This is a genomic window from Chroococcidiopsis sp. CCALA 051 (assembly GCF_003015105.1).
Classification (GTDB): Bacteria; Cyanobacteriota; Cyanobacteriia; order Cyanobacteriales; family Chroococcidiopsidaceae; genus Chroococcidiopsis; species Chroococcidiopsis thermalis.
In genome coordinates this window covers 18155-28720 of sequence record NZ_PYCI01000086.1, presented here as the reverse complement: position 1 = coordinate 28720, position 10566 = coordinate 18155, and the positions used below count along the sequence as shown (strand labels likewise).

At 43.0% G+C, this 10566-nt stretch carries 10 protein-coding genes and 1 pseudogene; 5 read left to right on the top strand and 6 right to left on the bottom strand.

Annotation, left to right across the window (positions count from 1 at the left end):
- Nucleotides 1-34 precede the first annotated feature (34 nt).
- Nucleotides 35-670 carry a sugar transferase gene (locus tag C7Y66_RS19695; RefSeq protein ID WP_106546885.1) on the top strand — a complete coding sequence of 212 codons (636 nt, stop codon included), beginning with the start codon at nucleotides 35-37 and terminating at the stop codon, nucleotides 668-670.
- A 148-nt stretch (nucleotides 671-818) separates the two neighbouring features.
- Here the strand turns inward: C7Y66_RS19695 and C7Y66_RS19690 are convergent, their stop codons facing one another.
- From C7Y66_RS19690 to C7Y66_RS19680, 3 genes and pseudogenes are all read right to left on the bottom strand, one after another.
- On the bottom strand, nucleotides 819-1148 hold the full coding sequence (locus C7Y66_RS19690; RefSeq protein WP_370143949.1) for a hypothetical protein: 330 nt from the start codon (nucleotides 1146-1148) through the stop codon (nucleotides 819-821).
- Nucleotides 1149-1314: 166 nt separating this feature from the next.
- A pseudogene (locus tag C7Y66_RS19685) lies at nucleotides 1315-1650 on the bottom strand (AMP-binding protein); the annotation flags it as partial.
- Between the two features lie 51 nt (nucleotides 1651-1701).
- Nucleotides 1702-2661: a condensation domain-containing protein gene (locus C7Y66_RS19680; protein WP_106546881.1), complete on the bottom strand. Its 960-nt coding sequence runs from the start codon at nucleotides 2659-2661 to the stop codon at nucleotides 1702-1704.
- A gap of 375 nt (nucleotides 2662-3036) precedes the next feature.
- On the opposite strand from C7Y66_RS19680, the gene C7Y66_RS19675 reads away from it, so the two are divergent.
- Entirely contained in the window at nucleotides 3037-4455 is a 1419-nt protein-coding gene (locus tag C7Y66_RS19675; protein ID WP_106546880.1) for a 1-acyl-sn-glycerol-3-phosphate acyltransferase, read from the top strand.
- A gap of 124 nt (nucleotides 4456-4579) precedes the next feature.
- Nucleotides 4580-4762, top strand: coding sequence for a hypothetical protein (locus C7Y66_RS19670; RefSeq protein ID WP_106546879.1), 183 nt, complete (start codon nucleotides 4580-4582; stop codon nucleotides 4760-4762).
- A 226-nt stretch (nucleotides 4763-4988) separates the two neighbouring features.
- On the opposite strand, the gene C7Y66_RS19665 is transcribed toward C7Y66_RS19670, so the two are convergent.
- Together C7Y66_RS19665 and C7Y66_RS19660 are read right to left on the bottom strand one after the other, a co-directional pair.
- Entirely contained in the window at nucleotides 4989-5438 is a 450-nt protein-coding gene (locus C7Y66_RS19665) for a response regulator (protein WP_106546878.1), read from the bottom strand.
- Nucleotides 5439-5803: 365 nt separating this feature from the next.
- Nucleotides 5804-6451: a hypothetical protein gene (locus C7Y66_RS19660; protein ID WP_106168296.1), complete on the bottom strand. Its 648-nt coding sequence runs from the start codon at nucleotides 6449-6451 to the stop codon at nucleotides 5804-5806.
- Nucleotides 6452-6934: 483 nt separating this feature from the next.
- Between C7Y66_RS19660 and C7Y66_RS19655 the strand changes: the two genes are divergently transcribed.
- Nucleotides 6935-7414: a hypothetical protein gene (locus C7Y66_RS19655; RefSeq protein ID WP_106546877.1), complete on the top strand. Its 480-nt coding sequence runs from the start codon at nucleotides 6935-6937 to the stop codon at nucleotides 7412-7414.
- A 58-nt stretch (nucleotides 7415-7472) separates the two neighbouring features.
- The gene (locus tag C7Y66_RS19650) at nucleotides 7473-8120 is read left to right on the top strand and encodes a hypothetical protein (protein WP_106546876.1); all 648 of its coding nucleotides are present in this window, start codon (nucleotides 7473-7475) and stop codon (nucleotides 8118-8120) included.
- Nucleotides 8121-8350: 230 nt separating this feature from the next.
- Here C7Y66_RS19650 and C7Y66_RS19645 read toward each other — a convergent pair whose 3' ends face one another.
- On the bottom strand, nucleotides 8351-10558 hold the full coding sequence (locus C7Y66_RS19645) for a hypothetical protein (RefSeq protein ID WP_106546875.1): 2208 nt from the start codon (nucleotides 10556-10558) through the stop codon (nucleotides 8351-8353).
- Nucleotides 10559-10566 lie beyond the last annotated feature (8 nt).

The window sequence follows — 10566 nt, the reverse complement described above, 5'->3', positions numbered from 1 at the left end:
CTCCAATGCTTCTCAGTTTCTAAATAGTAACCACATTGCTCCTACAACTAAAAAATTAGTGGCGCATCCCTCTACTACTAGCCGGATCAAGCGCCTAACTGACATTTTGGGAGCTATAGTTGGGCTAGGAATTACCACCGTCGTCACGATTCCGATAGCCGTTGCCATGCAAATAGATAATCCTGGTTCCATCTTTTACAGCCAGATTCGTTACGGCTTGTACGGTCGTCCTTTCCGAATTTGGAAATTCCGCTCCATGATACTTGACGCTGAACAATTGCAGCATCTAATCAAAAATGAAGCTCAAGGACAGATTTTCAAAAACTCAAACGATCCACGTATTACTCGTGTCGGTCGTTTTTTGCGCCGTACTAGTTTAGACGAACTACCACAATTTTGGAACGTGTTGCTGGGGCAGATGAGCTTAGTTGGTACTCGACCACCCACAGTGAATGAAGTCGAACAATACGAACCTCACCATTGGCAACGGTTATGGGTTAAACCAGGAATAACGGGTGAGTGGCAGGTAAATGGACGTTCCAGTGTCAAAGATTTTGAAGCAATCGTGCAGATGGATCTAGATTATCAATCTAAGTGGTCTGTTACTTATGATTTATATTTGTTATTAAAAACACTAAATGTTGTTCTTACTAAACGTGGCGCTTGCTAAGTAATAGCTTATTATTGCTGGTAGCTAAACAGCTACCAGTAAATGCTTTCTTAAAAGTACAACATTGTTGAAGGGTGACAAGCTCAAATATATATTTGAATGCAGCAAAGAACTGTCACAGCATGAAATGCGTGCGCGTGAACTGCTTTTAGCTTGTAACTAAATGTCTACCATTGCTTTTTGTTCTGGAGCATAAGGTGTAAAGTGAAAAACTGGGGACATCTTCGCGAACAACAATGACTGCTTCTCGAACTGCCTCGTGACGACTTAAAATTGTTTCAATTTCCCCTAATTCAATGCGATAACCTCGCACTTTCACTTGAAAGTCGATGCGACCGAGGAACTCTACATTACCATCCATCCGATAGCGCACTGAGTCTCCAGTGCGGTAAAGACGATCTGTCGAATTTTGACTGAAAGGATTGGGAATAAATCGCTCTTGGGTTAACTCCGGTCGATTCAGATAATCGCGAGTCACGCCTTCGCCTCCGAGCGGCAGTTCGCCTGCGACTCCTACGGGAACGGGTTGACCGTTCTTATCTAAAATATACAGCTCGGTATTGGCGATCGCACGACCAATCGGAACGATTCCATTTACTTGCGTCAGCGTATGAGTTACCGACCAAATGATTGACTACGTTGCGGTGTTCTACCATCACACCCTTCGGCTTACCAGTAGAACCAGATGTATAGATAACATAGCTCAAGTTTTCTGGTTTGACTCCAGTATCGGGATTGGCGATCGCCTGTTGCTCAATCTCGTCCCACATCGTATCGATCGCGATAACATTGACATGCGGCTCGACAACCAAATTGCTGATTAACTTTTGCTGGGTGACGATAACAGGAGCTTGAGAGTCCTGCAACATGAAACTGATACGCTCTGGTGGAAAATCTGGATCGAGGGGAACGTAAGCACCGCCTGCCTTGTGGATTCCTAGCAACGCCATCATCATTAAGAGCGATCGCTCTACATGCAACCCTACTAAAACGTCGGAACCTACGCCTTGTCGTTGTAAATAACGAGCTAGTTAGTTGGCTTTTGCATTCAACTGTGCGTATGTCAGATGTCGATCTTCAAAAATCGCAGCAACCCCTTCTGGATTTTGTACTACCTGCTGCTCAAATAACTGATGGATGCATTTATCTCGGGGATAGTCTGTTTGGGTATGATTCAATTCTACAAGTAGCTGCTGTTGCTCTAGTGTATTTAGTAGAGATAATTTAGCAATGGGCTGTTGCGGGTTAGCAACTATACTTGCTAACAAAGTTTGGAAATGCCCGTTCATTCGTTCAATTGTGCCTGAATCAAATAGATTAGCGTTGTATAACCACCTTCCTTTCAATCCATTACTATTTTGTTCTACCATCAAAGCTAGATCGATCTTCGCTGTGTTATCTTCTATTCCCCAAGGACTTGTAGCTAAGCTAGAAAGTTCGATGTCTTGTAAAAAAACATTTTCGTTAAAGGTCAATGTTACCTGGAATAGAGGTGAATAACTTGGATCTACCTCCATCTGTAATTTTGATATCAAGACTGAGAGAGGTAAAATTTGATGATTTTGCGCTGACAAAATAACTGCTCGTACTCGCTCTAGTAGTTGCTGAAAACTAGGGTTTCCAGACAAATTTGTGCGAAGAACTAGAGCATTAATAAAAGTTAAGTCTATTGATGAATAATTCTGTTTAACAACAGGGGAACCTACTACGATATCTTCCGTACCTGTATAGCGGTAAAGCAAAGTATTCAATGCCGCTAATAAAGTTGTAAATAAGGTGACACCTTCCTGTCTGCTCAACAAGCTGAGTGCGGTTGTTAGTTTCCGAGACAGCACAAACGATTGAGAACTACCTCGATAAGTTCGATCTGTGCGTCGCGGTCGATCTGTAGGGAGTGATAACAAAGGTGGTAAACCTGCTAATTGTTGTTTCCAGTAGGTGAGGGAAGACTGGATCGAAACCGATTGCTCAAAATCTTTTTTAGTGAACATAATACTTTCTTTACTATGTTGTTTACTCGGTCTTTACTATTTTTAAAATGCTGTATTAAAATGAAAAATTCACGAAGTTCAGGTATAATCGAAGGTGGAACTTAGACATTTATTCATTGCTTGTTACTCGGTGCTTGTTGCTCTGTACGCTACTTATAACAGTATGCAAACCGATTGTTAGCGATCGCGTTCAGGAATATGTATAACTTGATGTATGCGTTGTATGATTTTTGCTCAAACAGTAAGAATAGGATGCGCGATCGCACTCATCCGACAACATTAGGAAGTAGCAACACTTTTAACTTCAGCTACTCAACTTAACTTTCAGCACGAATGGTTTAGCATAAAAGCAAGTGGGACTTCAAAGGTTTGTTAATGGTTCGCGCCCAACCTTCGCTAGAATTTATTCCTCCAGCTCTCAATCCCTTTGTTCTGCGGGGAACTCAACTGCTGTTACCTGTCCTGCTGCGATCGCAAACAGCGATTACTCACATTCAAGCAGAGAATACAGAGGTGTTAGTCGATCTTTATCGCGCTTTTGGGGCTGGTAAAACTCGTTTTATCATGGCGTTCCGGCATCCCAGCCCTGACGATCCATTTTGTATGGCATACCTACTGCATCGTCTAGTCCCACAGGTAGCACGCCAACAGCAAATATCGCTGCCACGTCCAATTCACGCACATTTTCTCTACGATCGCGGTATTCCTTTGTGGGCGGGAGCGCATGTAAGTTGGTTATTTTCCAACTTGGGTGGCATTCCCATTCATCGAGGCAAGGTCGATCGGCTCGGGTTGCGAACAGCTCGAAATTTGTTCGTCAACGGCAGTTTTCCCATGGCAGTCGCTCCAGAAGGAGCCACTAACGGACACGGTGAAATAGTTAGTCCTTTGGAACCTGGAATCGCTCAATTAGGATTTTGGGGCGTTGAAGATTTGCTGAAGGCTGGACGCGCCGAACAAGTTTTCATCGTGCCAATTGGAATTAAGTATTCCTACGTTCAACCTGCTTGGCAACTTATAGAAAAGTTATTGAGCGAATTGGAAGCAGATAGTGGTTTGAAGCAAGGGGGGGAAAAAGAAAAAATTGCCTCAATGGATGAAGCCCTGCTCTACCAACGACTTTATCGATTAGGCGAACACCTGCTGTCCTTGATGGAAGAATTTTACACTCGGTTTTACCGTCAAACATTGCCAATTTCAGTTAATGCAATTGCTACCGATACAGTGTCAGTAGAAAATACTTCAGGATTAAAACGATCTAGTTCCGAACGAGATTTTGCAGCGCGGTTGCAGGCACTCATGGATGCGGCATTGCAAGTAGCAGAGCAGTATTTCCACTTCCAACCTCAAGGTAGCGCGATCGAACGCTGTCGGCGTTTGGAACAAGCGGGCTGGGATTGGATTTATCGAGAAGATATTAAGCAAGTAGAAGCCCTGTCTCCTGTAGAGCGAGGATTAGCCGATCGCATTGCCCAGGAAGCTAACCTGAGAATGTGGCACATGCGACTCGTAGAAAATTTTGTCGCCGTCACGGGCAAGTACGTTCAAGAGAAACCGACGATCGAGCGGTTTGCCGAAACAACTTTGTTGATGTGGGAAACGATCGCCCGAATTAAAGGTAGTAGTACCGTTCGTCGTCCTCGACTGGGTAAGCAATCAGTACAAATGACAGTAGGCGAACCAATTTCAGTTTCAGATCGTTGGCAAACATATCAAGCTAGTCGTCGCAGTGCCAAGCAAGCTATTACAGATCTGACGAGAGATTTGCAAATTGCTTTAGAACAGACGATCTAACCTGCTGCTGAAACTCCTCAAGGCGATCGCTCCTTCATTTTTTACTTTTTATTTCAACACGAGTCGTCTCTGAAAAATATCGATAATTTAAAGATATATCTCTTCTAAAGTCAAGGAGGAGGAGATGGCAGAGCAAGACTCACATTCTAAGTTCTGGAATTCTGATTTTTGGGATAAATATGTCCGAGCAACTCTAAGCCCGGTCATGCACAATCCCAGGCTGACACCAAAAATTTTATTTCTTTTGGCTGTAGTACCGTTTACCGTTGTTATCCTCGTGTGGGTATTGACTCTGTTTGAGCAATAGAACCAGGTAAGTTACGAGCTTGGTTGGAGGCGATCGCCATGATGGGACTAGGACTATTTTGGTTTTTTGTGTTCTGCTTTATTGTTCTGATGGGCTTGGCTCTTTTAGCGGAAGTCTTGTTTTATAACGAAGAGCAGCACTTTTGATAGCATGTCTAGGCGTTTAAGCCACGCTCCTATGCTTCTACGCCGCTGCGAAGCATTGTACTGTTTTATTTTTTCCCGATTTACTGACAAATAACAGAGAAGCTGCGGGAATTTCTTTGACTGCTTGTAGAAAACGGTGTTGCCAAGATCGCTTCTACTTGTGGAATTAATTCCTCCCACTCAATTGGCTTGTGGACTATTCCACTCACTAACTTCTGACATTCAACCGAAATAGAATCGCGGCGACTAGGTGCAACTAGAATAACTGGTATGCGATCGCTGCGAGGATTTTGACGCATATAGCGCACGGCTTCTATCCCATCTATTTCTGGCATCGTCAGATCGAATAAAACGAGATCGGGATTTTTTCGTTCTATTTGGGCGATCGCTGCTGCTCCCGAGTCTGCAAGTATAACTTCATAACCTTCAGCCTCCAAGATAACCTGGAGTAACAAGGCGTGGTCGTAAACGTCATCGCAGACAAGAATACTTTTAGTACCGTTCTTTTCAAAACGAGTAGATAAGTCCATCAGATGTAAATCTAGATAAATTTAATTTGTTAAAAACAGGCTTTATTAAACTACGGTCTTTGATATTTAAATTCCGCTATGATTTAATAGCTATAATTACTTACCAACAAAACTTAATATACCTCTTGTTCCAAAGCGATCTGAGGATAAATTAAGATTATTTTAATAATAGAGCGATGCAGCAGGGCGATCGCCACCTTGGGGTAGTAACCCAATTTTGGCAAATCAGCTCGTAACTGTACTTAAAAAAATAAGTCCGCACCTGCGAACTTATCAACCTTCACTCAAATTGACTTTTTTGATTCATTGCTCCCACGGAAGGTCTATACGAATTGCAATAGGAACTTTTATGTCTACTATTTTTCCTATCTCACACTAGACTCTACATAAGTTTTCCGAGGGCTACGCGCTCCAACAACAGCACCAATCAGCGAGGCAATTAAACCCAGTAACGAACCAAATACAAACCACCACAAGCTTCTAGCAGTAGCATTAGCAATATCGCGAGCTTGTTCTGCACTGATATTAGGTAGGTTTTGCGGATTAACCCCTTGGACTTGGTTAGATATGACTCCAGCCGCATTGGAAGCAGCAGAAGCTGCCAAACCAAAAGCTCCCGTGACTCCAGATGTTACTAGCCAAGAGCTAAGAGCTAAAGTAGTCGCCCAAAGAATTGCACCGTTAAGTAGAGCTGTACTGCGATTCATTGGTCCACAGCCACGAGCTGTCACCCAACCACCAATTAACAAAGAAATTAACAAACCAATAGCCGACCAAATTCCCACGTTACCAGCAACATCAGCAGCGTTTGTTCTTGGTGCGCCAGAACCCGCAATGCTGGTTGCACCAATCGCTGCAAATAAAGCACTTAAAATCAACTGAGTTGCTATTGCAATTACGATACCTGAAATAATTGGACCCCAGCGAATGCGATCGTGGTAATCGACAACGGGAGTGTTGGTAACGGTGCGTTCAGAAACAGCATCGTTAGTTGGTCTATTGACGTATGCCATATTCTAATTTACTTCCTCGATCCCTTAGAACTTAATGCCTATTTCTTTTTATGTAATAGGGATGTATTTTTAAATTTAAATTGAAATCTATAACTTTGCTATCTATCAGTAGAAATATCCCCATAGAATTATTCAATTTTTCTATAAAAGATCTTGCTAGCAAGGCTTCGTGCTAGATTGCACAGTGCATTTGGGAAAGAATATTGACTTATATGAAATAAGTCGCAACGTAGTTTTAATTCCCCACTTCAGTACGTATTTCGATTGATACGGTAGCAGTTACTACTTCTATCGCTGGCAGGATGGCTTACCCCAATTATTGAATCATGATGAACGAAATATTGCAGTTGCGTTGTTGAGGCAATGTGTTTGTAAATAGTGTTGCAAACATTGCTCAAACAAGAATTTTTCCAACAGCGCGAATTTACAAAACTGCTATATCCCTCGGTACAGTCTAGCTAGATCGGGAGAAACAGAAAGTCTATGGAAAAAATCCACCCCCGCCGGAAGTGGACGCAGATAATGGCACTGGTGTTAACGGCATTACTGACACTGCCAATTCTTAATGCTTGTGGTGGCAGTCCGAACACGTCTGCACCTCCGCCTCCTGTTGCAGATAATGTTGGTAGAACGCAAACCTATCCTTCAAACCAACCCCAAGCAAGAAAGGGACTGTCTACAGGACAAAAAATCGCGATTTTGGGTGGGGCTGCTGCACTCTACTACATCTACAATCAGCATAAAAATAGGAAAGGGCAAGGACCGCAAGGACAATACTACCTTTCCAAAAACGGGAGAATTTATTATCGCGATGCTCAAGGTCGTCCTCATTGGGTCACGCCGCCACCAGAGGGAATTCGAGTTCCAGAATCGGAGGCGCAACAGTACCGCGACTTCCAAGGATATAACAACAGATCGACAGGTCGTGACTTGACCGATTTGCAGCCAGCGCCAGCATTGTGACACTCGCGGCAGCAAAGGTATAGAACAGACAAGTGAAATAAAACAGTAGGAAGGAAAAATGAACTTTTTACAAAATATGTTTGGCGGTCAGGATGGAGAGCGAGACTACAGAGACTTCGTGAATCGATACGAACAGGGTTTACCGCACGAAGGCTATTCAGACGACGAAGTTTATAATCGATATCAACAAGTATCCAGACACGTACCTCCTGATATTTACCAAGAGTCCGCACAAGAAGCCTTTAGCCGCATGTCTCCACAAGAGCGGATGCAGTTTGGTCAATATCTTCAGCAGCAGGCGCGGGGGCAAAACTACGATTTTCCCGACCTTAACCAAGATGGCATAGACGATCGCCTCCAAGACCCCAACTATCTCGCCCGCGCAACGGGTAGCATCCATCAGCAACAACCAGACCTACTCGGTCAGCTCATGGGTGGTGCTACGGGGGCTATGATGGGTGGTCAAAGAGGCGGTAACTTATTTAGCAATCCGTTAGCAAAAGCAGCGATGGCTGGAATTGCTGCGATGGCTGCCAAGAAGATGATGGGTGGTGGTAGATCGGCAGATTACGGGCAGTACGGCAATGTCCGCCCTGCTAGTGAAGACCCCTACGGCGATCCAGCGGATTACGGGCAGTACGGCAACATCCGTCCCGCTAGCGAAGACCCCTACGGCGACCCCGCAGATCGCCGAGGATTGTGGTAGTAATATCACGTCCGTTCAAATAACCATATCACCGTAGGGGCGGGTTTTCACAGAGATTTTCAGACATAGTACCAATATCTCAATAAACCCGCCCTTACAAAATTTAGGGTCAATCAACCGGATATGAGATAACAAGCCAAATTTTAGATAATCGAGTAGATGGCGATCGCATCATATTTTCTCCCTTTTGTATTGCTAAAGCCGCTACACATGACGTATTTTTCTCTAAGCTAGTAACCATCTACTACAAGCGGTTTTTGCTCGTCGAGCAGTTTTTGTAATAACTGAATACCTGTCGGAGTCCAGTAGTACCTTTTTCTTGCATCGGTGTGATAGTGAATTTCGATCGCAAAGTCGGAGGCGTGTTTGGCTTTGGTTTTGGTCAGCCATTCTGGTGAAACTCCTAGACGACGACTGACTTCTTTTGTTGGTAAAGAGTTTGCCGGAATATCAGATAATTTTTTTTGTGATTTCAAACTTTTTTCTGATTTTAGACAACATAATTGCTCGATTCCCGCTTCCATCCAATGCACGATTCCCGCTGTATCTTTGTAGTAGTGAATGTCAGCTAAGAATCGGTCTGGATGCTGGTATCGTTGAGCGTGACACCAACTCAAAGAACACCCCAGTTGAGCGGCGACTTGGGCAGTTGTTTGGGTTTTTGGCTGGGACGGTTGTAGCTGGACGGAGGTTTGAGCGCAATCGATTTTAGGAACAGATGGATTTGCTAATTCAGTTGATGCAGTAGTAACGTAACTCAAGTCAGAAATTTTGCTTTCCTCTTGTCCTCCATTGCGTTTATCGATGATTTTTGGTTGATGAATGATAGGGTTTGTTGGAATTTGAACTCGATTTATTTGTTTCAACCGATTGAATATAGGTGCGATCGTCTGCACAATTGTTGACTTCAAGTTTTGCAACTGCAAGCCTAAATTTCTCAAAAGTGAATGACAGGCTTTCAAGAAATTATCTTTTGTACTATTTACCCAGTTCAGAAGTTTCTCTGTTTTTTGCTTCACCAAAGTTCCAAACTGAGTAGGGATTGACGATATTTTTGTACTAGTATTATGAATTGAGCTAACTGGTTTGATATATTTTGTATAGTCTGACTTGAGCGATCGCGGATCCCATCCTCCTATCTTTTTTGGAGATGCAGCTAAAGGCTGAACTGGTTGAATTTCACTTGAAAGCGCAGTTATTTTCACTGCTGTTTCTAATCGATCTTCCCCTTGCGCTTCAGGAGATTCTCCCACTGCTAACAAAGGGCGATCGATCGCCCGATCGACTCCAGGAGATGCTCTCATAGCCCCCCTTTTTAAGGGGAGCCACTTGCGTGCGGAGGTGTCCTCCGTTGAGCAAAGTGGCGTGGGTTGGGGGGATCTTTCCTTCAACCAAGAAACAATCGAATTGAGCAGTTGACTAGAACTAGAATGCCGCTCGACTGAATTTTTATGATGCGATTCTACCCACTGTTCGGTGGAGAGAACTGTTTCTAAACTGGGGATATTTTTAAACTCTTTAAATCGGCAAATCTGCTTCATCTTCCTTGTCAATTCTGGAATCGGATTGCAGAATTGAGCTAAATATTTGAAAATATCTGCTGTATCGGGATTTTGAAAATCTGACCGTGAAAAGAGCAACCCTTCTCTAGCATCTAGTTGATAAACTTCCCAAAGTTTTTTATCTTCTGCTAGAGCCAAAATAGATAAATAGATTGTCAATTGAGGAAAAAAATCAATTTCCAAACATCTTTTCTCTAAAGATTTTCGCAAAGGGTGTTGGTAATCAGACAATCCTTTGATATTATCATCAACTGAGTGGCGATCTTCTGAAAAGTAGAGACTGTCATAATCAATGAGTTTGAGCGAAAACTGTTGAAAAGATTTAACTACCAAAACATTACCATGTTGCAGATCGCCGTGAGCAATACCAGCATCGTATAAGTTTTTACATAATTCACGCCATCGCTCTGCCAAAGAGAGTAAAACATTTCTTTTCCCAAGATTTGCTTTAATAAACTTTTTTAAATTTTCCCCTTCTACCCATTCCATTTTCAAAATTGGGTAGCAATCGCCTTGTACTCTAATTCCTGATTCTAAAAAGGTAGAATCTACAAAATAATTTCGACATGAACTATTTTTTAATTGGGTTAAAGCCTGTTTATAGTGATTTTTGACCTCAAAGTTACTCCGGTAGAAACATCTCACTGCCCAAAGTTTTCGAGGTGATGAAGTTTCAAATTTAAAAGCGATCGCGAAACTTCCAGCCGCCGACCAAATATCTTTAGTCCCATCAGGCTTAATTCTTTCTACGGCTTTTCCCGCGACCAAGCTTGCATCCAAATCGCGCTCAATTTTGGTTTGAGGATCTTTTTTACGAAAGGCAAATTGAGGATTGCGAATTGCGCTACAGTATTCCGAACGACTGGGATATTTCATAATTCAGT